28 protein-coding genes and 1 pseudogene are annotated in these 25,281 nt (G+C 73.7%); 15 read left to right on the top strand and 14 right to left on the bottom strand.

From position 1 onward, the window contains the following. The first annotated feature begins 68 nt into the window (after positions 1–68). Positions 69–1,040, top strand: a complete 972-nt coding sequence (locus ADK41_RS19820; RefSeq protein ID WP_030832125.1) for an LLM class F420-dependent oxidoreductase — start codon at positions 69–71, stop codon at positions 1,038–1,040. 106 nt (positions 1,041–1,146) lie between these two features. Then, positions 1,147–1,572: an SsgA family sporulation/cell division regulator gene (locus ADK41_RS19815; RefSeq protein ID WP_030832122.1), complete on the top strand. Its 426-nt coding sequence runs from the start codon at positions 1,147–1,149 to the stop codon at positions 1,570–1,572. Here ADK41_RS19815 and ADK41_RS19810 read toward each other — a convergent pair whose 3' ends face one another. Next, positions 1,573–2,070, bottom strand: a complete 498-nt coding sequence (locus ADK41_RS19810; RefSeq protein ID WP_030832119.1) for a DUF6328 family protein — start codon at positions 2,068–2,070, stop codon at positions 1,573–1,575. A gap of 136 nt (positions 2,071–2,206) precedes the next feature. Between ADK41_RS19810 and ADK41_RS19805 the strand changes: the two genes are divergently transcribed. Then, positions 2,207–2,548: a hypothetical protein gene (locus tag ADK41_RS19805; protein ID WP_030832116.1), complete on the top strand. Its 342-nt coding sequence runs from the start codon at positions 2,207–2,209 to the stop codon at positions 2,546–2,548. Positions 2,549–2,560: 12 nt separating this feature from the next. On the opposite strand, the gene ADK41_RS19800 is transcribed toward ADK41_RS19805, so the two are convergent. From ADK41_RS19800 to ADK41_RS19790, 3 genes are all read right to left on the bottom strand, one after another. Then, a complete protein-coding gene (locus tag ADK41_RS19800; protein ID WP_030832113.1) occupies positions 2,561–3,544 on the bottom strand; it encodes an aldo/keto reductase in 984 nt (327 codons plus the stop codon). A gap of 60 nt (positions 3,545–3,604) precedes the next feature. Beyond that, positions 3,605–4,318 carry a ribonuclease H family protein gene (locus ADK41_RS19795; protein ID WP_030832101.1) on the bottom strand — a complete coding sequence of 238 codons (714 nt, stop codon included), beginning with the start codon at positions 4,316–4,318 and terminating at the stop codon, positions 3,605–3,607. A gap of 149 nt (positions 4,319–4,467) precedes the next feature. After that, complete coding sequence (locus tag ADK41_RS19790) at positions 4,468–4,950, bottom strand: VOC family protein (RefSeq protein WP_030832098.1); 483 nt, start codon at positions 4,948–4,950, stop codon at positions 4,468–4,470. 222 nt (positions 4,951–5,172) lie between these two features. On the opposite strand from ADK41_RS19790, the gene ADK41_RS19785 reads away from it, so the two are divergent. Both ADK41_RS19785 and ADK41_RS19780 read left to right on the top strand, forming a co-directional pair. Further along, entirely contained in the window at positions 5,173–5,829 is a 657-nt protein-coding gene (locus tag ADK41_RS19785; RefSeq protein ID WP_030832095.1) for an ATP-dependent Clp protease proteolytic subunit, read from the top strand. Beyond that, positions 5,826–6,434, top strand: coding sequence for a ClpP family protease (locus tag ADK41_RS19780; RefSeq protein WP_030832092.1), 609 nt, complete (start codon positions 5,826–5,828; stop codon positions 6,432–6,434). Before ADK41_RS19785 ends, ADK41_RS19780 begins: the two co-directional genes overlap by 4 nt. Positions 6,435–6,449: 15 nt before the next feature. Here ADK41_RS19780 and ADK41_RS19775 read toward each other — a convergent pair whose 3' ends face one another. Further along, positions 6,450–6,839, bottom strand: a complete 390-nt coding sequence (locus ADK41_RS19775) for a helix-turn-helix domain-containing protein (protein WP_030832089.1) — start codon at positions 6,837–6,839, stop codon at positions 6,450–6,452. 248 nt (positions 6,840–7,087) lie between these two features. On the opposite strand from ADK41_RS19775, the gene ADK41_RS19770 reads away from it, so the two are divergent. Beyond that, positions 7,088–7,975 carry a SigB/SigF/SigG family RNA polymerase sigma factor gene (locus ADK41_RS19770; RefSeq protein ID WP_030832086.1) on the top strand — a complete coding sequence of 296 codons (888 nt, stop codon included), beginning with the start codon at positions 7,088–7,090 and terminating at the stop codon, positions 7,973–7,975. 22 nt (positions 7,976–7,997) lie between these two features. Here the strand turns inward: ADK41_RS19770 and ADK41_RS19765 are convergent, their stop codons facing one another. Next, on the bottom strand, positions 7,998–8,453 hold the full coding sequence (locus tag ADK41_RS19765; protein ID WP_030832083.1) for an ATP-binding protein: 456 nt from the start codon (positions 8,451–8,453) through the stop codon (positions 7,998–8,000). Positions 8,454–8,601: 148 nt separating this feature from the next. Here ADK41_RS19765 and ADK41_RS44085 point away from each other — a divergent pair, with 148 nt between their 5' ends. Together ADK41_RS44085 and ADK41_RS19755 are read left to right on the top strand one after the other, a co-directional pair. Continuing rightward, the gene (locus tag ADK41_RS44085) at positions 8,602–9,669 is read left to right on the top strand and encodes a hypothetical protein (RefSeq protein WP_324604906.1); all 1,068 of its coding nucleotides are present in this window, start codon (positions 8,602–8,604) and stop codon (positions 9,667–9,669) included. 9 nt (positions 9,670–9,678) lie between these two features. Continuing rightward, positions 9,679–10,953, top strand: coding sequence for a streptophobe family protein (locus tag ADK41_RS19755; protein WP_030832076.1), 1,275 nt, complete (start codon positions 9,679–9,681; stop codon positions 10,951–10,953). A gap of 25 nt (positions 10,954–10,978) precedes the next feature. Here ADK41_RS19755 and ADK41_RS19750 read toward each other — a convergent pair whose 3' ends face one another. Further along, complete coding sequence (locus ADK41_RS19750; RefSeq protein ID WP_030832073.1) at positions 10,979–11,389, bottom strand: hypothetical protein; 411 nt, start codon at positions 11,387–11,389, stop codon at positions 10,979–10,981. 332 nt (positions 11,390–11,721) lie between these two features. On the opposite strand from ADK41_RS19750, the pseudogene ADK41_RS19745 reads away from it, so the two are divergent. Next, positions 11,722–12,017: pseudogene (locus ADK41_RS19745) on the top strand (nuclear transport factor 2 family protein); the annotation flags it as partial. A gap of 53 nt (positions 12,018–12,070) precedes the next feature. Here ADK41_RS19745 and mgrA read toward each other — a convergent pair. Further along, positions 12,071–13,063: an L-glyceraldehyde 3-phosphate reductase gene (gene mgrA, locus ADK41_RS19740; protein WP_030832070.1), complete on the bottom strand. Its 993-nt coding sequence runs from the start codon at positions 13,061–13,063 to the stop codon at positions 12,071–12,073. 127 nt (positions 13,064–13,190) lie between these two features. Here mgrA and ADK41_RS19735 point away from each other — a divergent pair, with 127 nt between their 5' ends. Together ADK41_RS19735 and ADK41_RS19730 are read left to right on the top strand one after the other, a co-directional pair. Next, entirely contained in the window at positions 13,191–14,075 is an 885-nt protein-coding gene (locus ADK41_RS19735) for a LysR family transcriptional regulator (RefSeq protein WP_030832067.1), read from the top strand. A 27-nt stretch (positions 14,076–14,102) separates the two neighbouring features. Next, complete coding sequence (locus ADK41_RS19730) at positions 14,103–14,603, top strand: mycothiol transferase (RefSeq protein WP_030832064.1); 501 nt, start codon at positions 14,103–14,105, stop codon at positions 14,601–14,603. On the opposite strand, the gene ADK41_RS19725 is transcribed toward ADK41_RS19730, so the two are convergent. The 4 genes from ADK41_RS19725 to ADK41_RS19710 all read right to left on the bottom strand — a co-directional run bounded on the left by ADK41_RS19725 (position 14,600) and on the right by ADK41_RS19710 (position 18,577). Beyond that, positions 14,600–15,670, bottom strand: coding sequence for an adenosine deaminase (locus tag ADK41_RS19725; RefSeq protein WP_030832061.1), 1,071 nt, complete (start codon positions 15,668–15,670; stop codon positions 14,600–14,602). The genes ADK41_RS19730 and ADK41_RS19725 overlap by 4 nt on opposite strands. 48 nt (positions 15,671–15,718) lie before the next feature. Next, complete coding sequence (locus ADK41_RS19720) at positions 15,719–16,114, bottom strand: VOC family protein (protein WP_030832058.1); 396 nt, start codon at positions 16,112–16,114, stop codon at positions 15,719–15,721. Positions 16,115–16,216: 102 nt separating this feature from the next. Beyond that, positions 16,217–17,578 (bottom strand): PI-PLC domain-containing protein, encoded by a 1,362-nt coding sequence (locus tag ADK41_RS19715; RefSeq protein ID WP_030832055.1) that lies wholly within the window; start codon positions 17,576–17,578, stop codon positions 16,217–16,219. A gap of 108 nt (positions 17,579–17,686) precedes the next feature. Continuing rightward, entirely contained in the window at positions 17,687–18,577 is an 891-nt protein-coding gene (locus ADK41_RS19710) for a glycoside hydrolase family 19 protein (protein ID WP_030832052.1), read from the bottom strand. 721 nt (positions 18,578–19,298) lie between these two features. Here ADK41_RS19710 and ADK41_RS19705 point away from each other — a divergent pair. Then, entirely contained in the window at positions 19,299–19,739 is a 441-nt protein-coding gene (locus ADK41_RS19705; RefSeq protein ID WP_030832049.1) for an SPW repeat protein, read from the top strand. 135 nt (positions 19,740–19,874) lie between these two features. Here ADK41_RS19705 and ADK41_RS19700 read toward each other — a convergent pair whose 3' ends face one another. After that, a complete protein-coding gene (locus tag ADK41_RS19700; protein WP_234318969.1) occupies positions 19,875–20,723 on the bottom strand; it encodes a GNAT family N-acetyltransferase in 849 nt (282 codons plus the stop codon). 82 nt (positions 20,724–20,805) lie between these two features. Between ADK41_RS19700 and ADK41_RS19695 the strand changes: the two genes are divergently transcribed. Continuing rightward, positions 20,806–21,291: a nucleoside deaminase gene (locus ADK41_RS19695; RefSeq protein ID WP_030832043.1), complete on the top strand. Its 486-nt coding sequence runs from the start codon at positions 20,806–20,808 to the stop codon at positions 21,289–21,291. Here the strand turns inward: ADK41_RS19695 and ADK41_RS39525 are convergent. Next, positions 21,251–21,895, bottom strand: a complete 645-nt coding sequence (locus ADK41_RS39525) for a chaplin (protein WP_324604907.1) — start codon at positions 21,893–21,895, stop codon at positions 21,251–21,253. The two genes, ADK41_RS19695 and ADK41_RS39525, sit on opposite strands and share 41 nt — an antisense overlap. A 328-nt stretch (positions 21,896–22,223) precedes the next feature. Between ADK41_RS39525 and ADK41_RS19690 the strand changes: the two genes are divergently transcribed. Together ADK41_RS19690 and ADK41_RS19685 are read left to right on the top strand one after the other, a co-directional pair. Further along, the gene (locus ADK41_RS19690; RefSeq protein WP_030832041.1) at positions 22,224–23,825 is read left to right on the top strand and encodes an alpha/beta hydrolase; all 1,602 of its coding nucleotides are present in this window, start codon (positions 22,224–22,226) and stop codon (positions 23,823–23,825) included. Between the two features lie 80 nt (positions 23,826–23,905). Next, positions 23,906–25,000, top strand: coding sequence for a hypothetical protein (locus ADK41_RS19685; protein WP_030832037.1), 1,095 nt, complete (start codon positions 23,906–23,908; stop codon positions 24,998–25,000). The last annotated feature ends 281 nt before the right edge of the window (positions 25,001–25,281 follow it).

The following is a 25,281-nucleotide window of genomic DNA, read 5'->3' as shown; positions in this document are numbered from 1 at the left end:
GCATCCTGCCCGGCGCACCGGGGGGTGATCCACCGTTTTCCCGCCCCGGGCCGGGGGACCCGGCCGGCATGGTGCGAATCGGATACACGATGATGACCGAGCAGGCCGGCCCCCGTGAGCTGGTCGACCACGTGGTGCGGGCCGAGGCGGCCGGCTTCGACTTCTCGGTGACCTCGGACCACTACTTCCCCTGGCTGGCGTCGCAGGGGCACGCGCCGTACGCCTGGAGCGTGCTGGGCGCCGCCGCGCAGGCCACCTCGCGCATCCCGCTGATGACGTACGTGACGTGCCCGACGTTCCGCTACCACCCGGCGGTGGTGGCGCAGAAGGCGGCGACGGTGCAGCTGCTGTCCGAGGGCCGGTTCCGGCTGGGGCTCGGCTCCGGCGAGAACCTCAACGAGCACGTGGTGGGCGACGGCTGGCCGTCCGTGAACGTACGGCACGAGATGCTCGAGGAGGCGGTGGAGATCATCCGTGCCCTGTTCGAGGGCGGGCACGTCAACCACCGGGGCACCCACTTCGACGTCGAGTCGGCCAAGCTGTGGGACCTGCCGGACCAGCCGCCGCCGATCGGCGTCGCGGTCTCCGGGAAGCGGTCCTGCGCCCTCGCGGGCCGGCTCGCCGACCTGGTGATCGCCACCGAACCGAAGGCGGAGCTGCTGGACGACTTCGACCGGCACGGGGGGCGGGGCAAGCCCCGGGTGGGGCAGCTGCCGGTGTGCTACGACCCCGACCGGGAGGCGGCCGTCGAACGCGCCCACGACCAGTTCCGCTGGTTCGGCAACGGCTGGAAGGTCAACTCCGAGCTGCCGCACCCGGACTCCTTCGCGCCGGCGACGCAGTTCGTCCGGCCCGAGGACGTCGCCGCGTCGATTCCGTGCGGGAGCGACCCGGCGGACTTCGTCGAGGCCGTCCGCCCCTACGCCGAGGCGGGTTTCACCGAGGTCGCCCTGGTGCAGATCGGCGGGGAGTCGCAGCCGGCGTACCTGGACTGGTCGGAGAAGACGCTGTTGCCGGCGCTGCGGGACGCACTCGGCTGACGTCCCGGCGGTCCCCGCGTGCGGTGATTCACCCGGGGGGCCGAGCATCTCGCGCGGATGCGGGGTACTAGAGGGCTTTACGTCGGTACTTCCCGGAGGCCCTCTCGTGAACTCGATCGTGCACAAGACCCTGGTGGTGGAGCTCCAGGCGGGCGCCGCGGACCGCTTCCCCGTGCTCGCCCACCTGAGCTACGAGCCGTCCGACCCGTTCGCCGTCACCGTCGTCTTCAGCCACGACGGCAGGGTCCTCGCCCGCTGGCAGCTGGACCGGGAGATGGTCGCCGAGGGACTCGTCCGCCCGGTGGGCATCGGGGACGTACGGCTGCGGCCGGAGTCCCGGGGTGTGGGTCGGGAGCTGCGGATGGAGTTCCTCGGCGAGGCCCACGCCGACGGCGGCCGGCACCACGCGGTGGTGTTCGCCTGGGCGGAGACCGTCGGCGCGTTCCTGCACGAGACCCGGCTGACGGTCCCGCCGGGGTGCGAGGAGGTCCGCGTGGACGACTTCCTCGCGGACGTCCTCACCGGGAACTGATCAGCGCGTGGTGTGGCGGTGCCGGGCCCACATCGGCAGGCCGAACCAGCACAGCAGGTACCAGCCCACCACTCCGGTCACCAGGTACGGGACGAAGCCGTCGTGGGTGGCCACGCGCAGGATGAGCAGCAGGGAGCAGCTGGTGGTGGCCAGCAGCAGCAGGAGGCCGAGCAGGGTGAGCCGGGAGGCCCACCGCACGGCGTGCGCCTTGATGCGCCGCCCGGAGACGAGCCGGTGCAGGGACACCGGGCCGATGAGGGCGCCGGTGGCGCAGGCGCCCAGCACCACCGTGACGAGGTAGATCGTCTGGTCGGTGTCGGACAGCTTGGCGTAGGTCGGGGTGAACACGACGGTCAGCAGGAAGCCGAACAGGATCTGCACCCCCATCTGGGCGACACGGACCTCCTGGATGAGCTCCGTCCACATCCGGTCCGCCCGCTCCTCCTCCGTCTCGTTCCGCCCCCGGCGCCTGACCTCGCCCCGCTCCGTGTCCGACACGGTGCCTCCTTCCGTGGCCTCCCTCTCCGGATGCCCCGAAAGCCGCCGTCCTCCCCGGGCCGGTCGCCGGTTTGGGGGCGCGGGGCACGGTTACCCGGACGGCCGATGACACCGAGGCCAGGAGGTCGTGGGACGCATGTCGGACACCCAGCTCACCGTGACGCTCAGCGGCGGGGACGTCGACGACGCCCGGGCGGTCGTCCGGGTCCTGGAGGGCACGTTCGGGGCGGCGGACCAGCGTCCTTCCGAGGAGCACGCGACGGTCCGCGTGGCGACGTTCACCGGGGAGGAACGGGGTACGGCGGCCGGGGCCGCGGACGCGGGGCCGCTGTCGGCGCCGGTGACCGTCACCGTGCAGGGCACCCCGGAGGCGGTGCGCCGGGCGGGCGACACCCTCACGCGGTCCTTCACGGCACGCGACGAGGGCACCGTCGCCGGCGACCAGGAGCAGGAACGGCAGCTGCTCCTGGAGCCGTGACGTGCGCCGCCGCTACCAGCGGGCTTCGACCTGGTCCTTGATCCGCCGGTCGTAGAGGTCCCGGATCGCCGCGAGCGTCTCCCCGGACAGCTCCGGGAGCCGGGCGGCGGCCGCGTTGGCGCGCGCCTGCTCGGGTGAGCGGGCGCCGGGGATGACGGTGGTGACGCCGGGCTGCCCGGCGATCCAGCGCAGGGCCAGCTGGGCCGGGGTGTATCCCTCGGGGGCGAGCGCGGCGAACTCGGCGGCGGCCTCGACGCCGGTCGCGTAGTCGACGCCGGAGAAGGTCTCGCCCTGGTCGAAGGCCTCGCCGTGCCGGTTGAAGGCGCGGTGGTCGTTCTCGGCGAAGACGGTGTCCCCGGTGTACTTGCCGGACAGCAGTCCGGAGGCGAGCGGGACCCGGGCGATGACGCCGACGCCCGCCTCGCGGGCCGCCGGGAGCACCTCGCGCAGCGGCTTCATGCGGAACGGGTTGAGGATGATCTGCACGCTCGCCACGTTCGGCCGGGCGATCGCGGTGAGCGCCTCCGCGCAGGTCTCCACGCTGACGCCGTAGGCGGCGACGCGCTCCTCCGCCACCAGCGTGTCGAGGGCGTCGAACACCTCGTCGGTGGAGTAGACGGGGGTCGGCGGGCAGTGCAGCTGCACCAGGTCGATGCGGTCGACGCCCAGGTTGCGCCGCGAACGGTCGTTCCAGGCGCGGAAGTTGTCCAGGACGTAGTTCTGGGGGATCTGGTCGACCCGGCGGCCCATCTTGGTGGCGACCAGCACGTGCAGATCGGGCCGCCCGCTGAGGAACGACGCGATGGTCTGCTCACTGCGTCCGTCGCCGTACACGTCGGCGGTGTCGAAGAAGGTGACGCCCGACTCGGCGGCGGCCTCCAGCACCGCGAGGGCTTCCTTGTCGTCGACGTCGCCCCAGTCCGCCCCGAGTTGCCATGTGCCGAGACCGATCACGGAGGCGTGCTGTCCCGACCTGTCGAATGTGCGCTCTTCCATGGGGTCAGTCTGTCATCCGTGCCGCCCGGCCGGCGGGCGGCTCCGCCGTCGTGCGCCCGCTCAGACGCCGGTGGCCGCCGTCCGGCACTCGGGGTGGCCCCAGCCCTTGTCGTTCTTGGCGATCGGCTCGCCGGCCGCGTAGGACCGCCCGCACGGGCAGCGGCCGGGGAACTTGGCCTTGATCGTGCGGGACGACGAGCCGCCGCGCTGCCGGGGCGTCTTCACCGCGCCGGACCCGCGCTTCCTGGCCGCGCCGCCCGCCGGACGGTCCGGGGCGGGCGGCGGCTCGGGCGAGCCCAGTTCGCTGCCGGCGTCCTCCTGGGCGGTGGCCGCCCGGCTGGCCGCGCGGTCGGCGAAGTCGTTGAGCCGGTCGCCGTCGACCTGGTGGGCGGGGACGTAGCGGAACTCGACCGAGCGGTCCTGGAGGAGCGCGTCGATGCGGACGACGAGTTCCTGGTTGGCGACCGGCTTGCCGGCCGCGGTGCGCCAGCCGTTGCGCTTCCAGCCGGGGAGCCAGGTGGTGACGGCCTTCATGGCGTACTGCGAGTCCATCCGGACCTCGAGCGGCACGGCGGGGTCGGTCGCCGCCAGCAGCCGCTCCAGCGCGGTGAGTTCGGCGATGTTGTTGGTGGCCCGGCCGAGCGCGCCCGCCTCCCAGCGGGCCGGCCTCTCGGCGTCGTCGGCGACCACCCAGGCCCAGCCGGCGGGCCCCGGGTTTCCCTTCGAAGCCCCGTCGCACGCGGCCACAACTCGTTCACGCATGCGCCCGATCATGCCATGCCCGGACGGGCGGGCCGGGCCCGCTCACTCCACGCCGGCCACCACCGTCCCCGGCCGCGCGCCGAGCGGCCCTCGGCGGGAGCCGCCGTGCGCGCACGGATCCGACGGCGGGCCCCGTGGCGGCCCCGCCGTCGGTCGTGGTCTCACTCGCCCGCGTACGCCTTCTCCAGGGCGGCGATGTCGAGCTTGCCCATCGTCATCATGGCCTTCAGGGCCCGGTCCGCCTTCCGCCGGTCCGGGTCGCCGATCATCTCGGTCAGCCGCACCGCGTTGACCTGCCAGGAGACGCCGAACCGGTCCTTGAGCCAGCCGCAGGGGCCGTGCTCGCCGCCGCCCTCGACGAGCTTCTCCCAGTAGTGGTCGATCTCCGCCTGGTCCGCGCAGTCGAGCTGGAAGGAGATCGCCTCGTTGAACGTGAACTCGGGTCCGGCGTTCAGCGCGACGAACTTCTGGCCGTTGGCCGTGAACTCGACGGTGAGCACGGAGCCCTCGGCGCCGGGCGTGGCCGGGGTGTTGCGGACGACGTCGCCGAGGCTCGAGTCCTTGAAGACCGAGACGTAGAAGTTCGCGGCCTCCTCGGCCTGGCCGTCGTACCAGAGACAGGTGGTGAATCCGTCGGTGCTCATGGATACCTCCGGGGTGTGGGACACGGTCATGAGGGTTGACCCGGCCCGGCCCCGGAACTCATCGGCGCGGCCACCGCACCGATCCGGACGGCGGCACGCGTGGGCGCTCCGCCCGCGGCGAATCTGCCCTGGGCAGAGATTTCCCCGCCGACCCGGCGGGCCGGTCGAGAGTGGCGGCACGCGGTCGTCCCGGCCGCGTTCCAGCGACCTTCAGGAGCGCCGATGTCTCCGTTCACCGCCGGCCCGTGGCCGGCCCCGCCGCCCCGGGCCGAGGAGGGCGACACCCCGCCGACCCGGTTCGACGACCACCTCGCCGCCCAGTTGCTCGCGCAGCGCATCGTGCTGCTCGGCACCCAGGTCGACGAGGTGTCCGCCAACCGCGTGTGCGCGCAGTTGCTGGTCCTGTCCGCCGAGGACCCGCGCACCGACATCGGTCTGTACATCAACAGCCCCGGCGGCTCGGTCCACGCGGGCCTGGCCGTCTACGACACGATGCGGCTGATCCCCAACGACGTCTCCACCCTGGCGATGGGCTTCGCGGCGAGCATGGGCCAGTTCCTGCTCTGTGTCGGCGCGCCCGGCAAGCGCTACGCCCTGCCGAACGCGCGCGTCATGATGCACCAGCCGTCGGGCGGCATCGGGGGCACCACCGCCGACATCGAGATCCAGGCGGAGAACCTGGAGTTCACCAAACGGACCATCGAGCGGATCACCGCCGAGCACACCGGCCAGAGCCCGGAGACCGTCTCACGGGACGGCGACCGGGACCGCTGGTTCACGGCCGAGCAGGCCAGGGCGTACGGGATGGTCGACCGGGTGGTGGAGTCGTTCGACGACGTCCGCCCGGCCGCCGCCCGGCCCAGGATGGGGCTGCGATGACGGGGACGTACACGATTCCGAACGTCGTCGAGCGCACCCCGCGGGGTGAGCGGTCCTACGACGTGTTCAGCCGGCTGCTGGCCGAGCGGATCGTCTTCCTGGGGACGGAGATCGACGACGGGGTCGCCAACGTGGTGATCGCGCAGCTCCTCCACCTGGAGGCGGCGGCCCCGGAGAGCGAGATCGCGGTCTACATCAACTCCCCCGGGGGCTCGTTCACCTCGCTGATGGCGATCTACGACACGATGACGTTCGTCCGGGCGCCGGTCTCGACGCTCTGCGTCGGGCAGGCGGCGTCCACGGCGGCCGTGCTGCTGGCCGGCGGGAACCCGGGGCGGCGGTACGTGCTGGAGCACGCGCGGGTGCTGCTCGGGCAGCCGGCCGCCGGCGGGACGCGCGGCACGGCGTCCGACCTGGCGCTGCGGGCCAAGGAGATGGTGCGGATCCGCTCGCAGGTGGAGGAGGTGCTGGCCCGGCACACGCACCACGACGTGGCGGCCCTGCGGGCGGACATGGACCGCGACAAGGTGTTCACCGCCGAGGAGGCCGTGGCGTACGGCCTGGCCGACGAGGTGCTGACCCGGCGCCCGGTGGTGGGGATGTGAGGCGCCGGGCGCCGCTCACGCGGCCAGGCAGAGTCCGTCGCGCGCGGAGCCGGAGCCGCCCCGGGGCATGGCGGCGGCCCGCCGGCCGGTGACGCGGACCAGCTCTCCGTGGGCCCGGGCCAGGAGGTCGCCGAGGCCGAGACCGAGCGCCCGGGCGGCGGCCGCGAGGACCTCCGATGAGGCCTCCTTGCGGCCCCGCTCCACCTCCGAGAGGTAGGGCATGGAGATCCGGGCCGCGTCGGCGACGTCCTTCAGCGTCCGTTCCTGGGCGAGCCGCTCGCTGCGCAGCACGTCCCCGACGAGGTCGCGCAGCAGCGGTTCCCTGGGCGCGGGGGCCGGCTCCGGCCGCGGCGGGCCGGGGCGCAGGGGGATGACGCGGACACGGTCCGGCGCCTGGCCGGTCACCTCTCGACTGGTCACCCCCACAGCCTAGGAACTCCGGTCCCGGAAGGAAGGCGCCGGAGTTCCGCCCTGAGTGAAGGAGCGGCCCGGGCTGCCGCGCGGACCGCTCCCCCGTACCATCGGACATACGAGTGACGACCGGTGCGCACCGTGGTGTCGAGCCTCTCGAACACGGTGGGCATGGGTTCGCACGACCTGGGTACCCGTAGGGCTCGGGCATGTGTCAGCCGTGACGTTCGTGGGGAGAGGCAATGGGGACCGCCGTGATCCGGTCGCAGGCGCAGGCAGCGGAGCAGCACACCGGGGCCGGGACGGGTGACGGAGGTCTGCGGGAGGTGGCGGATCCGCGCGCCGTCGCCCCGCGCGACGCCAGGGAGCTGTCCCGCCAGTTCTTCCGCCGCCTGGCGGAGCTGGAGGAGGGCACGCACGAGTACCAGTACGCGCGCAACACCCTCATCGAGATGAACATGTCCCTCGTCCGGTTCGCGGCCGGGCGGTTCCGCGGCTGCGGCGACGACATGGACGACATCGTGCAGACCGGCATGATCGGCCTGATCAAGGCCATCGACCGGTTCGAGCTGTCCCGCGAGGTCGAGTTCACCTCCTTCGCGCTGCCGTACATCGTCGGCGAGATCAAGCGTTTCTTCCGGGACACCACGTGGGCCGTGCACGTGCCGCGCCGGCTCCAGGAGCTGCGGGTCGAGCTGGCGAAGGCCCGCGAGGAACTCGCCAGCCGGCTGGACCGGGAACCCACGGTCGCCGAGCTCGCCACGCTGATGAACATCACCGAGCGGCAGGTCGTCGAGGGGCAGATCGCCGCGAACGGGTACAACTCGTCGTCGCTGGACGCCGCCCTCACCGGTGACGGCCCGGAGAACGGCGAGGCCGTCCTGGCCGACTTCATCGGCGTCGAGGAGGAGGGGCTGCGCCTCGTCGAGGACTTCCACTCCCTCGCTCCGCTCATGGCCGAGCTCAGCGAGCGCGACCGGGAGATCATCCACATGCGGTTCGTGGAGGAGGCCACCCAGGCGGAGATCGGTGAGCGTCTCGGCTGCTCGCAGATGCACGTGTCCCGCCTGATCAAGCGGATCATCGGCCGGCTGCGCGAGGGCATGCTCGGCGAGCTCGGCTGCGCCTGACCGGGCGGAACGCCGTGGTCGGTCAGCCGGCGCCGAGGTCCAGCACCGCGCGCACGCGTTTGCCGACCGGCACGCGTTCCACCCGGACGTCCCGCGCCAGCGCGCGGACGATCTCCAGACCGTGCCGGCCGACGCGCTCGGGGTTGCGCGGGAAGACCCTGGGCAGGCTGGGGCTGCTGTCGTAGACCGCCACCGTGAGCGAGCTGTCCGTGCCCTCCAGCTCCAGGATGTACGGTCCGTCGCTGTACCGGTCCGCGTTGGTCACCAGTTCGCTCACCACCAGCAGCACCGCGTCGTCGGCCCGCTCGTCGACCGTGGCGCACCACTCGGTCCTGAGCTGCTGGAGGAAGTGCGCGGCGAACCTCCGCGCCTCGGCGATGCATCCCGGCTCGCCGGTGAAGTGTGCCGACCGCCGCAGCGGTTCCACGGGCACGTCGAAACGAGTCGGTATCACTGCCCCGTCCAGGTGAGAGGTCATGCTGGTGTCTTTCCGCGCAGCCGGGCCGGCCGGACTGATCCGCACCGGTCCTGGTACCCCGGTTCTCCCGGCACAGTCCACCTGATCCGTGTGCGCTCCCGTGGGGCGGGGAACCCGGGTCCCGCCGGGCTTCGGCGGAAGGGGCGCCATGAACGGACTGACGGCGGTGCGGAGCCTGACGACACTGCCCGTGGTGACGCCGGGCGGCGACGCCGTGGCGCACGTCAAGGACACGGTCTTCGACCCGGCGGCCGAGCGGATCGCGGGTTTCACCCTCACCGGCCGGACCCTGTTGTCGGGGTTGTCGGGGTTGTCGGGCCCGCTGCCGCGGGACCTGCCCTGGCCCGCGGTGCACTGCCTGGGCCGTCACGCGGTGATGGTCCACGACGAGGGGGCGCTGTGCGACCTGCCCCGGTCGGTGGCGCGCCGTGACGCCCTGCGCGGGCGGCTGCTCGGGGCGCACGTGCTGGCCGACGACGGCGACCTGGTGGGCACGGTGCTCGACGTGCTGGTCGAGGGCGGCGCCGGCGGCCGGCTCGTCGCGTTCCGGCTCGCCGCGCACCGGGAGCCGGTGCACGGCTCCCGGGACCGCCGGCACCAGGTGTACGTGCCGCGGGGTGAGGCCCTGAGCGTCTCCGGCCGGACGGTGGTGATCCCGGCGCACGCGACGACGTACGTCACCGACGGCCTGCCGTCCTTCGCCGCCACCGCGACCGCGGGAGGGGGACGGCCCGATGACGCTGTTCTCACGGGTGCGCGGGCTGCCGGTCCTCACCCCGGGCGACGCGGACCGGGTCGGGGCGGTGCGCGCGCTGACGGTCGACGGGGCGTGCGGGAAGGTCACGCACGTCCGGACAGGGCGCGGGCGGCTGCGCAGGGAGGCCGTGGTGGCCCGGGCCGACCTGGGCGCGGTCGGCCCGGAGCTGCTGATCGCGCGTCCGTCCGTCCGGCCGGGGTTCCACCCCACCGCGACCTGGTGGGGAGCAGGGTGCTCACCGAGTGCGGCGAGGCGCGCGGCACCGTGCTCGACGCGGCCTTCGATCCGGTCACCGCCCGCATTGAGGCGGTCCTGACGACCCTCGGCGAGCTGCCGGCCGACCGCCTGCTGGGCCTCGGCGACCACGCCCTGGTGGTCCGGACGGGCCACGGGCACCGCGGGGAGGGTGTGCCGCGCGGACGGACCTCCCGGCGGGCGGGGGCGGGCGGGGCTGCTTAGCGTGCAGACGTGAGTGCACGCACCCCTTCCGGCCCTCCGGCCGCCCGGCACGGCTGGGCGCAGGCCCTCGCCACGGTGCTCGGCGCGCTGATCGCCATGGGCGTGGTGGCCGCGCCGGGCCTGTGGGCGGCCGGCGCCACCGGTCTGCCGGGCGGTTCCTTCCCCCAGGTGGTCGCGGCGGCCGTGGTCACGGCCGTCGGCGGGACGGTGGAGCTCTCCGGTGACGCCGGCGACCTGGCCGGCACGCAGGGCGGTCTGACGGTCATGCCGCTGTCCGTCACCCTCACCGGGGCGCTGGTCGTCGGCCGGGGTTTCCTGCGCCCGCTGCGGCGCCGCGCGGTCGCCGGGGCGCCCGAGCTGGCCGGGTGGGCCGCGCGGATCGCCGCGCTGTGGCTGCTCGCGGTCCTCGGTCTCGCGCTCGCCGCGCGGCACACGTACGAGCTCTCCCTCGGGGACGGCCCGCTCGGCGACCTCGGCGACCTGTTCGGGATCAGGCCGGTGGTGGGTTTCTCCACCGACGTGCCGGCGACCGTCCTCGTCGGCCTGCTCTGGCTGGCGGGGGTGCTGGTGGTGGCGCTGTCGGTGGCGCGTGGCGCCCCGTTGCCGGCCGGGCTGCTGCGCTTCCAGGCCTCGGTGCGCCCCGCGGCGCGGGCGATGGTGCGGCTGCTGCTGGCCGCCGTCGTCATCGGCCTCGTCGTCGCGCTGGTCGTCGCCGCCACCCGGGGGCATCCGGCCGAGACGTTCGCCGTGATCCTGCTGGGGCTGCCCAACGTGGCCTGGCTGGCGCTGACGATCGGGCTCGGCGCCACCTGGGACGGCAGGGTGGAGGGGCCCTTCGGGCTGCCCATGCCGCGGGTGCTCGACGAGGTGCTGCGCACCCCGGACGTCTCCGCCCTGAACCTGGGCACGCTCACCGAGCACGACGGCGGGAGGTGGTGGTGGCTGCTGGTGGTGGTCGCGGTGCTGCTGGTGGCCACCGCGACCGTGATGGCGGCCCGCTCCCCCGCCCGGGTCCGGGCCTGGCAGCACGCCGTGCGCATGGCGGTGGCACTGGCGCTGACCGTGCTGATGATCTGCCTCACGGTCCGGATCTCCGCGCGGTTCGGCCTGTCCGTGCTCGGCATCGGTGATCTGGGGGAGGGCTTCTCCGGCCGGGTGCTGCTGAGGCCGCGGCTGTGGGGCGCGCTGGGCCTGGCCCTGCTGTGGGGCCTGGTCACCGGCTTCGCGGGGGCGCTGCTGGCACGGGCGCCGCGCCGCCGTCACGGCGCCGGGACGCCCCGGTGACTTCGGCCGGACGGGGCGGGTGCGGTCAGGCGACCGGGACTCCGAGGACGCGGGCGGCGCGCTGCATGCGCAGGGCGTCCACGGACTCGGCCAGCAGTTCGTACTCGGTGGTGTCGTCGCCGGTGGCGACGCGTATCATCCGTCCGGCGGCGAGCGCCTCGGCCACTTCCTCCTGCCGGGCGACGTCGCCGCACCAGGTGCGCAGTACGGCGGGTACGTCCGGCACGCCGTCGGCGACGGGGACGAGCGCCCCCGACGGTAAGTGCTCGGCGTCGGGCCGCGGGTCGAGGCGCTCGGCGATCCAGAGGGCGCGGTCGCGCAGCCACCACAGGGCGAGGGCGAGGGTGGGCGCCCGGTAGGTGCCGAGCGGTACGCCGATGCGCCGGCCGTCGCAGACCCCGTACGCGGTGACATGGCACAGGAATTCGTCGTGCACGTTCCCTCCCCCGCTGCGTCGCTCGCCCGCCGGGCCGGGCCGGCTGCCCGCCTCGTGGCTCGCATGCTGTGCGTGAGGGCGCCGTCGCGCGGTGTGAAGCGCTCTCGTGTCGAGTATGTTCACCGCTGAAACACTGTCACCATGTGTTTCCGGCCAGTCTCCTGGCATATTCACCGCCGCCGTTGGCCGAAACGGCACGGGTGCCGCCGACGGGCCGCACATGACCTCGGGGGTGATCGACCGCTCTTCGGGGCGGGGCGAGGCGGGGGCCGGTCACCACGGCCGGGTTCCGCCGTCCGGCCGGCGGACGCGCCCTCCCCGGGAGACACCCCGTGACCACAGCCGCCCACCGCCACGACGCCGTCGTCGCCCGCTGCTTCGAGGCCTGGAACGCCGTCGGCCACGAGGCGGTCACCGCGGTGATCACGGCGACGCACGAGCGGTTCCCCGGCTTCGTCTTCCGGCTCGCGGGGAGCGTCGACGGCCACCACGACACCGCGCGCTTCTCCCAGGAGCCGGTGAACCGGGCGGACGGCCCGGCCCCGCCGCCGGCTCCGACGTGATCACGCTCGACGCCGGGGACCGCGTCCGCGCCGTGCACGGCTTCCTGGACCGGGTGCCCGAGGGGCGTGGGCCGGCGGGCCGGGCGGCCGCACGGCGCCCGGCCCCGCACCGGTGCCCCTACTGCTTCACGACCGCGTCGATGCGGGCCAGTTCGTCCTCGGTGAAGTCGAGGTTGCGGGTGGCCGCGACGCTGTCCTCCAGCTGCTGCGGGCTGCTCGCGCCGACCAGCGCGGAGGTGAGGCGGCCGCCGCGCAGCACCCAGGACAGCGCCATCTGCGCCAGGGTCTGGCCGCGCGAGCCGGCGATCTCGTCGAGCGCGCGCAGCCGGCCCACCAGTTCCCCGGTGACGGCGTCGGTGTTCAGGAAGGGGCTGTCGCTCGCGGCCCGGGAGTCCTCGGGGATGCCGTCGAGATAGCGGGCGGTCAGCAGCCCCTGCTCCAGCGGGGAGTAGGCGATGGAGCCGACCTGGAGCTCGTCCAGGGCGTCCATCAGCCCCTCGTCCTCCGGTCGGCGGTCGAGCATCGAGTAGCGCGGCTGGTTGATCAGCAGCGGGGTGCCCAGCTCGCCGAGGATGCGGGCGGCCTCGCGGGTCTGCTCGGCCGAGTAGTTGGACACGCCGACGTACAGCGCCTTGCCCTGCTGGACCGCCGAGTGCAGCGCGCCCATCGTCTCCTCCAGCGGAGTCTCCGGGTCGAAGCGGTGCGAGTAGAAGATGTCGACGTAGTCCAGGCCCATCCGGCTCAGGCTCTGGTCCAGCGAGGACAGCAGGTACTTGCGCGAGCCCCACTCGCCGTACGGTCCGGGCCACATCAGATAGCCGGCCTTGGTGGAGATCACCAGTTCGTCGCGGTACCGCCCGAAGTCGGACGTGAGCGCCTCGCCGAGGGCGGACTCGGCCGCGCCCGGCGGGGGCCCGTAGTTGTTGGCGAGGTCGAAGTGGGTGACGCCCAGGTCGAAGGCGCGGCGCAGGATGGCGCGCTGGGTCTCGGCCGCGCGGTCGGGACCGAAGTTGTGCCACAGGCCGAGCGAGAGCGCGGGGAGCTTCAGGCCGCTGCGTCCGGTGCGCCGGTAGGGCATGTCCGCGTAACGGTCGGGGTGTGCGGTGTACAACACGACTCCAGAGGGGTTGGCACACGTCTCGGCGGTTCCGTCGAACCGCCCGTCCACTCTGTCGTGACCTGCGGGCAGTGGTCCAACAGAAGAATCCGATGGGATTCAGCGGATACGCTTCTCAATCATGGAACTGCGTCACCTCCAGCACTTCGTCGCCGTGGCCGAGGACCGGCACTTCACCCGCGCGGCGGAGCGGCTGATGGTCTCCCAGTCGGGCCTGTCCGCGTCCATCCGCGCCCTGGAGCGCGAGCTGCAGACCCCGCTGTTCGTCCGCACGACCCGCAGGGTGACGCTCACCGAGGCCGGCCGGGCGCTGCTGGCGGAGGCCGAGCGGATCCTCGCCCAGGTGCGGGCCGCGCACGAGGCGGTGGCCGCGGTGCAGGGCGTGCTGCGCGGCACCCTCGCGCTGGGCGCCGAGCAGTGCATCGCCGGGGTGAACGTGCCGGAGCTGCTCGCCTCGTTCCGGCGGCTCCACCCGGACGTGGAGATCCGGCTGCGCCAGTGGGGTTCGGCCGCGCTGGCGGAGGAGGTCGCGGCGGGGCGGCTGGACCTGGCCTTCGCCTACCGGACGGAGGCGGACCCGGAGCAGTTGCGGTCGGTGCCGCTGACCAGCGAGCCGATGACCGTGCTGTGCCATCCGGACCACCGGCTCGCGCGGGGCGGGACGCCGCTCACCCCGCACGACCTGACCGACGAGGTCTTCGTCGACTTCCACCCGGACTGGGGCCCGCGCCGCGCCACCGACGCCGCCTTCGCCGCCGCCGGCGCACGGCGCACGGTGGCGCTGGAGGTGAACGACGTGCACAGCCTGCTCGACCTGGTCGACGAGAACCTGGGCGTCGCCGTCGTGCCGCGGCACTTCCGGCACAAGCGGGAGGCCCTCACCGCGCTTCCCCTGAAGGGCACGGGTGAGGCCGTGTACGAGACGGTCGCCCTGGTGCCGTCACCGCGGGCGACGAGCCCGGCGGCGCGGGCGCTGATGGCCCTGCTGGACGACGGGGGCGCGTGAGACGCGCGGATGCGCGAGGGTGGGGGCATGCATGCCAAGGACATCCTCATCGACGGCTTCGGCCGCATCCGGGAAGAAGTCCACGCCGTCGTGGAGGGGCTCGGCCCCGACGAGCTGAACGCCCGGCCCGGCCCCGACGCGAACTCCGTCGCCTGGCTGGTCTGGCACCTCACCCGGGTCCAGGACGACCACGTCGCCGACGCCTTCGGACTCGACCAGGCGTGGCTCTCCCAGGGCTGGGAGAAACGCCTGGGCCTCGGCCTGTCCCACCGCGACACGGGGTACGGCCACACCTCGGCGCAGGTCGCCGAGGTGCGGGTCGGCTCCGGTGACCTGCTGACCGGCTACCACGACGCGGTGCACGGGCAGACGCTCGAGGCACTGCGCGGGCTGACCGCGGCGGACCTGGAGCGCGTCGTGGACGAGCGCTGGGATCCGCCGGTCACCCTGGGCGTACGGCTGGTCAGCGTCCTGTCCGACGATCTCCAGCACGTCGGACAGGCCGCGTACGCGCGCGGGCTGCTTTAGAGCGCCGCGTCGTAGCCGGGCAGCACGACGTCCCGGATGAGCGCGTTGCGCTCGCCGAAGGGCAGAAACGCGCTCTTCACGGCGTTCACCGTGACCGTGCGCAGGTCCTCGGCCGTCCAGCCGGCCTGCTCGACCAGCAGGGACATTTCGCGGGTCATGGTGGTGCCCGACACCAGGCGGTTGTCGGTGTTGAGGGTGACCCGGAAGCCGAGGCCCTTCAGCGCGGTGATCGGGTGCTCGGCGATCGAGGTCGCGGCGCCGGTCTGGAGGTTGGAGGTGGGGCACATCTCCAGCGCGATCCGGCGGTCGCGGACCCAGCCGGCGAGACGGCCGAGCTTGCCGTCCACGATGTCGTCGGTGATCCGCACCCCGTGCCCGATGCGCTGGGCGCCGCACACCTGGAGCGCCTGGTGGATGCTGGGCAGGCCGTGGGCCTCACCGGCGTGGATGGTGAAGGGCACGTTCTCGCGGCGCAGGTGCGCGAAGGCGTCGAGGTGGTCGGCGGGCGGGAAGCCGTCCTCGGCGCCGGCGATGTCGAAGCCGACGACGCCGGCGTCCCGGAAGGCGACGGCCAGGTCGGCGGCCTCGCGGACGCGGTCGAACATCCGCATGCCGCAGAGCAGGGTGCCGACCCGGACGGGCGTCCCGGCGGCGGCGGCCTTGGCCATGCCGGCGGCGAGGCCCTCCTGGACGGTCTCCACGACCTCGCCCATCGTCAGCCCGCCCCCGGTGTTCAGCTCGGGGGCGTAGCGCACCTCGCCGTAGACGACGCCGTCTGCGGCCAGGTCGAGGACGTACTCCTCGGCGGTGCGCAGCAGGCCCTCGCGGGTCTGCATGACGGCGAGGGTGTGCTCGAAGGTGGCTATGTAGCGGACCAGGTCACCGGAGTTCGCGGCCTCGACGTACCAGGCGGCGAGCTCGTCGGGGTCGGTGGTGGGCAGGGTGTGGCCGACGGCCTCCGCCAGTTCCACGACGGTCGCGGGGCGCAGAGCGCCGTCGAGGTGGTCGTGCAGCACCGCCTTGGGGAGGCGGCGGAGGGTCTCGGCGTCTATGCGCGTAGATGACATGTGCGGTCGTTCCTCAGCGGGTCGTTCGGCAAAAAAAGGCGGAGCGGATCAGGGGGTGGCGGGCCGGAGCAGGTCCCAGCGGTTTCCGTACAGGTCCCGGAAGACGGCGACCGAGCCGTACGGCTCGTGGCGCGGCTCCTCCAGGAAGGTCACGCCGGCGGCGGTCATACGCGCGTGGTCGCGGGCGAAGTCGTCGGTGTACAGGAAGAAGCCCACGCGTCCGCCGGTCTGGTCACCGACCCTGGCCCGCTGGGCCTCCCCCTCGGCGCGGGCGAGCAGCAGCGCCGTGCCGGTGTGCCCGGCGTCCGGCTCGACGACGACCCAGCGGCCGCCGTTCGGCCGGGGCGAGTCCTCGGCGAGCCGGAAACCGAGCGCCTCGGTGTAGAAGCGGATCGCCTCGTCGTAGTCGTCGACGACGAGGGCGACCAGGGGGATGCGTCTCATCGCGGCCTCTCGAAGGGGGGTCGACCGGAGAGGTTATACGTAAAACCGCCGGGCGCGCCAGTCCCGCTCCGAGGAGGCCCCGGAGCGGGACCGGCCGGGCGGCTACGGGTACGCGTAGGTGTTGAGGGCGGTGACGGCGGCCGCCGGGTCGCCGAGGTCGTAGCGGTCCACGGCGAGGTAGTTGGGCTTCTTGCGGGCGGCCGGCTGACAGAACCGGCGGGCGCGGTCGGCGAGCTTGGAGTTGTCCGTGCCGGCCGTGGAGGTGATCGTGGTGTCCCGGAAGTGGTTCATGACGAACAGGGGACGGAAACCGGGTTCGGTGCGGGTCAGCGGGATGCCGGCGCCCGCGTCGTACCACCGGCTGTAGCAGGACCAGTCGGAGGCGCCGACGCCCGGGCCCATGGACCAGTGGTTCTCCACGGTCCATTCGCGCTGGTACATCACGCCGAAGGCGTCCCGGGTCGTTCCGGCGGCCTGGTCGGCGGCGCGACCGTGGTCGGTGAAGATCAGCAGCCGGTGGCCGGCGGCGGTCAGCTGCCCCATGGTCGGCCAGCCGTTCTCCCGGACGCCGGTGCGGTCGGGCCGGTAGAGCACGTCCGACAGCCCCTGGACGCGGGCGAGTTCGGCGCGTAGGACGCCCGGGTCGACGTAGTCCTCCAGGAAGACGGTGACGAACTGGTCGGGGTGGGCGCGCAGGAAGTCGACGATGCGCTGGAGGTCCACCCACAGGGCGACGGGCCTGCTGACCAGGGTGCAGCTGTTGTGGCAGAGGATCGCGCCGTCCGGGGTCTGGTGGATGTCCAGCATGAACCCGCGGACTCCGTCGGCGAGTTGGCGCTCGATGCCCCGCCTCTGGTTGGGGAAGAGGTCGACGAAGGGCGGGGCGAATCCGCCGTCGACGCCGTTGGCGTAGGCGTTGTGGGCGGTGAGGAAGGTGACCTGGTCCAGGGTGCGCCGGTCCTGCGGCGGCACGGGGCGGGTCACCGGGTCGACCGGGGTCAGGTACCAGGCGGCGAGATCGCCCGTGCCGCTGCCGACGGCGAGCGGGGCGGGACGGCCCGCGCCGGAGGATCCCGGGGCGACGGTGAGGCGGCGGTCGGTGCCGGGGACGGTGAGCGCGAACCGGTCCGGGCCCGCGGAGGTGATCTCCCAGCGCGCCTCCGGGCTCGCGCAGGCCACGGTCCGGGCCTGGTCACCGGCGCGGCCGAGGCAGGCGCCGGGGCTGTCGGTGTTCTCCAGGGTGCCGTCGGCGCCCAGGTTCCACCGCTGACGGTCCTCGTCGCCGCGCGGTCTGTGCTGCTCGACCGCCCCGGAGGCGTCGGCGGCGTTCAGTCCGGTCGTCGCGCTCTGGACGTAGTAGGCGCCGGGCGACGGGGCCGCCGCGGCGGGTGCGGGCGCCACGACCGTCGCGGCCAGCGCGGCGGCCGTGACGGTCGTGGCGAGCAGGGCGTGGGGGGTGCGCATGGTGGCTGCCCTTCGTCCGAGGGACGGCCCGCGCACGTGCGGTGCGCGGGCCGTGACCCGGGGGGGGTCGTAGGTCAGGTGCATGACACCACGGCAAGCGGTCGGGCGTCAGCAGTACAGGTTGCCGCCGGGCGACGTTCCGAGGATCTGGACGAACTGCTGGTACGTGCTCACCCTGCTCTGCACCTGCGCCGGGTTGCGGCCGTCGCACTCGAGGGAGCCGTTGATGCTGCGGATCGTCTGGCCGAAACCGGCCTGGTCGACCATGGCGCGGTGCGGGGTCATGCTGCCCGGGCCGGACTGGGTGTTCCAGTACCACAGGGCCGTCTTCCAGGCCACGGCCGCGTCGTTCTGCACCAGCCAGGGGTTGCCCAGGAGATCGATGCCGAGCGCGTCGCCCGCGGCCTTGTAGTTGAAGTTCCAGCTCAGCTGGATCGGTCCGCGCCCGTAGTACGCGGCCTGCCCGGCCGGACAGCCGTACGGCTGTCCCCAGTCGCAGTAGTGCGGGTAGTTGGCGGTGTTCTGCTCCACCACGTGCACCAGACCGCCGGTCTCGTGGCTGACGTTGGCGAGGAAGGCGGCGGCCTCCTGCTTCTTCACCGTGTCGCTGCCGGTGTGGGCGAACCCGGGGTAGGCGCTCAGCGCCGCGGTGAGTCCGCTGTAGGTGTAGAAGGGATTCCGGTTCGGGAACATCCGGTTGAACTGCGCCTCGGTCACGACGAAGGTGCCGACGGGCGTTCCGGGGCCGTTGTCGCAGGCGTACGGCTCCCAGTACCAGGTGCTGATGACCGGGTCGTACCCCGGATTGGCGTGCTCGGCGATGTACGCCCGGCCGTCGGTGTAGCGCACGATGTCACCGGCGTTGTACGACCTTCCGGCCACCCAGTTCGGGTAGCCGGAGCACGAGGCGGCGGAGGCGGTGGCGGCGGGGAGCAGCACCGGCGCGCCGCCGGCGAGGACGAGGGCGGCGGTCACGGCGGCGATGTGTCTTCTCGACAAGGGGACGACTCCTTCGCGGAACGCGGCCGCTCCCGGACGAGGACATGCCTGAGCGGGGCCTCGCCCGCACATGCCGGCGGGGCCGGTCACGGCGGTGGGGGCGGCCGTGGTGGGGGGTGTGGGAGCACACTCAATCGCTTTGGTCTGTACCAGTCAAGGGTGGAGACCAGTCGTCGTGGCGCGGACGCGCCGGCCCGCACCGGGGCGGGGTCCGGGGCGCGGGGAACCCGTGCCGGGACGCGGACGCGCGCCCCCGCTCGCTCCGCGAGGGAGCGGCCCCGTGCGGAACCGTCGCCGCGGGGGCGCCGGGATCCGGCACGGCTGCGGGCCGGCGACCCGCCGGACTTCCGGCCGGTGGCGGGGATCGAGCCGAACCACCCGCTCCCGCCGCGGGCCGGGATGCGGCCGCCGGGGCCGGCCAGGCCGAAGACGCACGCCGGGACGGGCGACGCCGGCCGCCCCCGGCGCCGCCGGCGGGCCCCGCCCCCTCCGCACGGGCCGCCCCGGCGCCCGCACCGGTGGGCCGCCCCCTCCTTCCACACCGTCGCGTTCGGCGGCATGGCCCGCACCGTCGCGCGGACCACGGCGAGGACCGCGACCGGGCCCGACTCCCCCGCCACCTCTACACATAAAGGTGAAATAAGAGCAGAATGAACTTACGCGACTCATGGCGCATACCGCACCAGACGCGGTCAGGCCTGCTAGTCAAAGGAGACGACTCATGGCCAACGTCTCGCACCCGCGCGGTGACATCACGAGCCACCCCGACGCCCCCGAGATGCGGGCACGGTACGACCGCATGCTCGGCGGTCGCGATGTGGCCCTCGTGGACGGACCGGTGTTCCTGCTCGGTCTCTACTGCGCGGTGTCCCCGTGGATACTCCACTACACGACGAGCCAGCCCGCGCTCGTGACCCACAACCTGATCGTGGGCATCGCGATCGCCCTGCTCGCCCTGGGCTTCACCGCGGCCCCGGCGCGCATGTACGGCCTCAGCGGGGCCATGTGCGCCCTGGGTCTGTGGATGATCGTCTCGCCGTGGATCGTCGGCAGCGGCCCCGACGCCGGGGTCATCTGGAACAACGTCGTCATCGGCGCCCTCACCCTGATCCTGGGCACGGCCTGCCTGGTCACGGCCACCAGGAGCGCCCGCCGTTCGTAGGAAGGCCACGAAAGGAGCCGAGCGCCGGTCCGCGTCGACCGCGGACCGGCCTTTTCACGTCCAGGCGGGACGGCCCCGGCGACCGGGCGCACGAGCAGTGCGGCGGAGGCCATGACAGGCGGCGCGAGAGATCGCTCATTGATCCTCGCAACTGCCGGAGACTGCGACTCCCTCGGCAGTCGCAAGCGAGGGGTGGCGGTCACCGCGGGCCGTCGCGTGGACGTACGGCGTGGTCGTGGTCAGCGGGGTGAAGCCGAGGCGTTCGAGGATGGGCCGGCTCTGGCTGGAGGCGTCGACCTGGAGGTAGAGGTGGCCCCGGTCCGCGGCGACCCGGGCCCGGTGGGCCACCAGCGCGCGGTAGACGCCCCGCCCGCGCCAGTGCCGTACGGTGCCCCCGCCCCACAGCCCGGCGAACGGGGCGCCCGGCGCCAGCTCCATGCGGGCCGCGCTCACCGGTTCGTCACCGGCCAGGGCCACGACGGCGCCGACGGTGTCGGGGGCGGCGGCGAGCCGGTCGCACAGGTGCCGGCGGAGACCGGACGCGTCGGCGCCGAACGCCCTCTCGTGCACGTCGGCCACCAGGTCGATCCCCGCCCGGTCGGTGACCGGCACGACGCGGACACCCGCGGGCGGCTCCGCGTCCAGGGCGAGGCCGGCCACCTCGCCGACCATGAGCGTCTCGACCGGCCCCGGGGTGAACCCGGCCGCCACGAGCCGCTGCCCGAGGTCCACCGGCAGGTCGTGTCCGTACAGCTTCCACTCGAACTCGCGGCCGAGCCCGGTGAAGTGCGCGATCTGCTCCGCGATCGCCGCGTCCGCGTCCGCCGCCTCCAGGGCGGACCGGACGACGCCGTTCCAGCCGTGCGCGGGGCCGGTGTGGCGCACCACGGCGCCGACGCGCTCCACGTACGCGCCGGGGCCGTCGGGCCGCGCCCCCCGGCGCATCTCGCGGCCGTACAGGGTGAGTACAGCGGTGTGATCCATACGCCGGACCCCACCACGGGGCGACACCCGGGACAACGGGATTAGGGTTGCCGTCGGTCGGACATCGTGAGGAGACCGGGTCATGGTCGTGCGGGACGGGGAACTGCCGTACTTGCGGCGCTGCGTGGAGCTGGCGGCCGAGGCGCTGGAGTCCGGTGACGAGCCGTTCGGTTCGGTGCTCGTGGCCGGGGACGGCACCGTGCTCGCCGAGGACCACAACCGCGTGGCCTCCGGGGACCGCACCCGGCACCCCGAGTTCGAGCCGGCCCGCTGGTCGGCCGCCCGGATGACCCCCGCCGAACGGGCCGCGGCCACCGTGTACACCTCCGGCGAGCACTGCCCGATGTGCGCCGCCGCCCACGCCTGGGTGGGCCTCGGACGCATCGTGTACGTCGCCTCCTCCGAGCAGTTGGCGTCCTGGCTCACCGAGCCGGGGGTGCCCGCCCCGCCGGTGCGGACGCTGCCCGTCGCCGAGATCGCCCCGGGCGTGGCCGTGGCCGGTCCCGTCCCCCGACTGGCGGAAGAGGTCAAGGAGTTGCACCTGCGGTTCCACCGCGGACGCGGCTGACCCGCGGGGCCGATCGTTTCTCCCGGTGGTTCAGCCGTACGTCCGCAGGCGGGCGCGACGGTACAGGGCGACTCCGCCCAGGAAGAGCGCGGCGCCGGCGCCGAGGACCGGGAGCGTCCGGTCGGCGCCCGTGTCGGCGAGGGCGGCGGGGCGCGGCGGGGCCGTGTGCGGCGCCGGGTCGGGGAGGGTGCGCGGCGGGCGCGGGTCCGGCCGGGCGCCCGGGCCGCTCGCCGGAGGTGCTCGCGGAGGTGCCGCCGGCCGACGCGTTGCCGGCGCCGAGCACGTTCACGCTGTTCCCGCTGACGTTCACCGGCGCGTGCACCGGCGCCCGCGCCCCGTTGCCGGACACCACGCCCGGCGAGTCCTGCGTCCCGGTCGCGGCGGAGGACCTGGTCGCTCCGCCGTCCCGCCCGCCCGTGTCCTCGTCGACGCAGGCGTTGCCCGCGGCGGGGTTGAGCAGACCCACCACGTTCACCGTGTTCCCGCACACGTTCACCGGCACGTGCACCGGGAGCCGGACGGTGTTCCCCGCGCCCACGCCGGGCGAACCGGCCGCGACGCCCTCCGCCCCGGCGTCGGCGTACGCCGGCACCGCCACGGCCATCGCGCCCGACGCCGCGGCGACGGCGATCACACCGTTTCGGGTGACCCTTCTCATCGGTTCCCTGCCTTCCGGAGACGGTCGCGGGCGGATCGCCCGCACCGGAGGGAACGCGGCCACGGCATCCGGGTCATGGCTCATCCGTATGCCGCATCCGGTTCACCCCATCGGGCGTCCCGCCGCTCGAACCCCGGGCGAAGGCCGTCGAACGCGTGGCGGCCGGACACCGGGCCGGGGCGCCCGGGGCGCCGCCGCGGGACCGACGGGCGGGAGCACCGGGGCCCGCTTATGGTGGGCGAGGGCGCCGGTCGGGGCGTCCCTGGAGGCATCGATGCTGGCCAAGCTGTCCAAGCGACCCTCGGTCCGGCGCTGTGCGGTGCGGCCCTCGGTCCGGCGCTGCGCGGCCACCGGGGCGGTCGGGCTGGCCCTGCTGGGTACGGGGCTGACGGCCGCCGACCGGGCGGATTCCGACCTCGACCGGTTCTACGACCAGAAGATCACGTGGACGGCCTGCGAGGGCACGGACCTGCCGAAGGACATGCAGTGCGGGGCGGTCACCGTGCCGCTCGACTACGCGAAGCCCGAGGAGGGCACCCTCGAGCTGGCCCTCGCCCGCTACCGCGGCTCCGGCGACCCGCGGGGCTCGCTGCTGCTGAACTTCGGCGGCCCGGGCGGTTCGGGGGTGATGGGACTCGCCCAGAGCCGCGAGGACTTCCTGGGGCTGACCGAGGACTACGACGTGGTCTCCTTCGACCCGCGGGGCGTCGGCCGTTCCGCGCCGGTCAGCTGCGGCGCCGACGCCACCGGCCGGGCGCTGGAGGCCACCGGCGGCGAGGAGACGGCGGATCCGCGCGACACGCTGCGCAAGCTGCGCGAGGTGGTCGCCGAGTGCGTCGAGCACTCGGGCCCGGTACTCGAGCACATCGGCACCGTGGACGTCGCACGCGACCTGGACGTGATGCGTCAGGTGCTCGGCGACGAGAAGCTCAACTACCTGGGATTCTCGTACGGGACCCGGCTCGGCGCAGTGTACGCCGCCGAGTTCCCCGGGAAGGTCGGCCGCATGGCGCTGGACGGCGTGGACACGCTGACCGAACCGCTGGCCGAGCAGGGGCTGACCGGCGCCAGGGGACAGCAGACCGCGCTGGACAACTTCCTCACGTGGTGCACCGAGGAGCTCGCCTGTCCGTTCGGGCAGGACGCGCGCGACGCCCGCACGCAGGTCGTGGAGCTGGTCGACTCGCTCGACGAGAACCCGGTGCCGACCGACTTCGGCGACGAGTTCACCGGCCAGGACCTGGCCGTGGCCCTCGGGCAGGGCCTCTACACCAAAGAGCGGTGGCCGCTGCTGCAGCGGGCGCTCGCCCAGCTGGTGGAGGACGGGGACACCCGCGGGGTGGAGGCCCTCGCGACCGGAGGGATGGCGCCGCCCGTGCCGCAGCGGGCCGACCACCCCCTCGTCGACGAGGAGGACGTGCCCCTGGACAACCTGCCGGCGGCGCTGATGGCGGTCAACTGCGCGGACGACCCCGACCGTCCGGACGCCGAACGGCTGACCCGGGACCTGGCCCGGCTGCGCGGCGCCTACGCGGAGGCCTCGCCGGTCTTCGGGCCGTACCGGCTCGCCCAGGTGGTGCTGTGCTACGGCCGCCCCAAGGGGACCGACTACATCCGCGAGCGGGTCAAGGACCTCGACACGCCGAAGATGCTACTGGTCGGCACCCGGGGCGACCCGGCCACGCCGTACCGCTGGACGGTGGAGACGGCCGAGCGGCTCGGCCCTTCGGCGGTGGTGCTGGACAACCGGGCCGAGGGGCACACCGGCTACGGGACGTCCGAGTGCGTCCACCGCAAGGTCGACGACTTCCTCCTCTACGGCTCCCTGCCGCGCAGCGGCAGCTCCTGCGGGTCCGAGGACGACGGCCGCTTCTGAGCGGCCGGCCGGACCCCGGGGGACGCACAGGTGAACGTGCCCCGAATGCCCTGTCGGCGGATCCGCCCTATGGTGCTGTCATGGAGCACGATCTGAGTCCCGCGACCCTTGCCGAGCTTCGCCGACCGCGCCCCTACCCCGCGGTGTCCCTGCTGACGCCGACGCACCGGCGCGATCCCCTCAACGCCCAGGACGCCGTCCGGCTGCGCAACGCGGTGGCCGAGGCCAAGAAGAAGCTGGAGGACGACCCCGCGGTCACCCGGGACCGGCGCGCCGACGTGGCCCTGCAGCTCGACCGGGCCCTGACCGAGGTCGATCTGACGCACTCCGAGGACGGCCTGGTCATCTTCGCCGCCCCGGGCGAGCACCAGGTGTGGTCGCTCGCCCGCACCGTGCCCGAGCGCATCGTCCTCTCCGACACCTTCCTGACTCGCAACCTCGTCTCCGCCCACACGGCGGAGCGGCCGTTCTGGGTGCTGTCCGTCTCCGCCGACCGGGCCACCCTGTGGAGCGGCGGTGTGGACCGGGTCGTCGAGGAGCGCACCGGCGGCTTCCCGCTGATCCGGGAGGAGCCGAACTTCGACCCCGAGCGGCAGGAGCGGGTCGGCGACCAGCCGAGCAACTTCCGGGACGAGGACACCCGCCGGTTCCTGCGCGACACGGACACCGCGATGGCCGGACTGCTGCGCGACCACCCGCGGCCGCTGTACGTCACCGGCGAGCCCGCCGCCCTGACCCTGCTGGGCGAGGCCGGCGGTGCGACCAAGGACGCCGTGCACGTCCCGCACGGCGGGCTGGCGCACAGCACGCCCGAGGCGGTGTGGCAGGCCGTGAAGCCGGCGCTCGACGCCGAGACCCGCAGGGGCGCCGAGGACGTGGCCCGGTCGCTGGAGTCGGCCCGGGGGCGCAAGGAGTTCGCGGCCGGCGTCGACGAACTGTGGCAGAGCGCCCGGGAGGGCCGGGTCCGGCTGCTGGCCGTGGAGGAGAACTACCGGATCACGGTGCGTGACGCCGGCGAGCATCTGGTCGTCGCCGAGGACGACGACCCGGACGCCCGCGCGGACATCGTGGACGAGATCGTCGAGCAGTGCCTGGAGACCGGTGCCGAGGTCCGCTTCGTCCCGGACGGCGCGCTCGGGGACGCGGACGGGATGGCTGCGGTGCTGCGCTACTGAGGACGGGGCGACCCACCGGTCACCCGCGTGCGAACACGTGTCCGCCGAACGTGCGAGTGGATGGCGGCGGCTGACCGACGAGGCGTCATGTCGCTTGCTCACCATGGGAGTTGAGACGTCGATGGCATCTCCGGCGTATTCCCGCGGATAACCCGGCGAAGACGGTGGCATATGCCTTCGGCACCGTCTTGTCGTGTGTCGTCGAATCCCTCACAGACCGTCGCGGGCTGTGCCACAGTCGTGACGGTCCCTCCCTCCGCCTGAAGGCGTACCGTCCCCGC

It is taken from the genome of Streptomyces caelestis (genome assembly GCF_001279005.1).
Lineage (GTDB): Bacteria > Actinomycetota > Actinomycetes > Streptomycetales > Streptomycetaceae > Streptomyces > Streptomyces heliomycini.
Note: the sequence above shows the minus strand (reverse complement) of the source record. Positions and strands in the feature narration are given on the sequence as shown.

Coding starts and splice junctions, on each gene's coding strand:
- ADK41_RS19720 (WP_030832058.1), bottom strand. CDS start 16,114: ATGAGACGCATCCCCCTGGTCGCCCTCGTCGTCGACGACTACGACGAG.
- ADK41_RS19790 (WP_030832098.1), bottom strand. CDS start 4,950: ATGAGCACCGACGGATTCACCACCTGTCTCTGGTACGACGGCCAGGCC.
- ADK41_RS19725 (WP_030832061.1), bottom strand. CDS start 15,670: ATGTCATCTACGCGCATAGACGCCGAGACCCTCCGCCGCCTCCCCAAG.
- ADK41_RS19705 (WP_030832049.1), top strand. CDS start 19,299: ATGGCCAACGTCTCGCACCCGCGCGGTGACATCACGAGCCACCCCGAC.
- ADK41_RS19685 (WP_030832037.1), top strand. CDS start 23,906: ATGGAGCACGATCTGAGTCCCGCGACCCTTGCCGAGCTTCGCCGACCG.
- ADK41_RS19770 (WP_030832086.1), top strand. CDS start 7,088: ATGGGGACCGCCGTGATCCGGTCGCAGGCGCAGGCAGCGGAGCAGCAC.
- ADK41_RS19800 (WP_030832113.1), bottom strand. CDS start 3,544: ATGGAAGAGCGCACATTCGACAGGTCGGGACAGCACGCCTCCGTGATC.
- ADK41_RS19700 (WP_234318969.1), bottom strand. CDS start 20,723: ATGGATCACACCGCTGTACTCACCCTGTACGGCCGCGAGATGCGCCGG.
- ADK41_RS19695 (WP_030832043.1), top strand. CDS start 20,806: ATGGTCGTGCGGGACGGGGAACTGCCGTACTTGCGGCGCTGCGTGGAG.
- ADK41_RS19805 (WP_030832116.1), top strand. CDS start 2,207: ATGTCGGACACCCAGCTCACCGTGACGCTCAGCGGCGGGGACGTCGAC.
- ADK41_RS39525 (WP_324604907.1), bottom strand. CDS start 21,895: ATGGCCGTGGCGGTGCCGGCGTACGCCGACGCCGGGGCGGAGGGCGTC.
- ADK41_RS19730 (WP_030832064.1), top strand. CDS start 14,103: ATGCATGCCAAGGACATCCTCATCGACGGCTTCGGCCGCATCCGGGAA.
- ADK41_RS19780 (WP_030832092.1), top strand. CDS start 5,826: ATGACGGGGACGTACACGATTCCGAACGTCGTCGAGCGCACCCCGCGG.
- ADK41_RS44085 (WP_324604906.1), top strand. CDS start 8,602: ATGAACGGACTGACGGCGGTGCGGAGCCTGACGACACTGCCCGTGGTG.
- ADK41_RS19785 (WP_030832095.1), top strand. CDS start 5,173: ATGTCTCCGTTCACCGCCGGCCCGTGGCCGGCCCCGCCGCCCCGGGCC.
- ADK41_RS19735 (WP_030832067.1), top strand. CDS start 13,191: ATGGAACTGCGTCACCTCCAGCACTTCGTCGCCGTGGCCGAGGACCGG.
- ADK41_RS19690 (WP_030832041.1), top strand. CDS start 22,224: ATGCTGGCCAAGCTGTCCAAGCGACCCTCGGTCCGGCGCTGTGCGGTG.
- ADK41_RS19820 (WP_030832125.1), top strand. CDS start 69: ATGGTGCGAATCGGATACACGATGATGACCGAGCAGGCCGGCCCCCGT.
- ADK41_RS19715 (WP_030832055.1), bottom strand. CDS start 17,578: ATGCGCACCCCCCACGCCCTGCTCGCCACGACCGTCACGGCCGCCGCG.
- ADK41_RS19795 (WP_030832101.1), bottom strand. CDS start 4,318: ATGATCGGGCGCATGCGTGAACGAGTTGTGGCCGCGTGCGACGGGGCT.
- ADK41_RS19765 (WP_030832083.1), bottom strand. CDS start 8,453: ATGACCTCTCACCTGGACGGGGCAGTGATACCGACTCGTTTCGACGTG.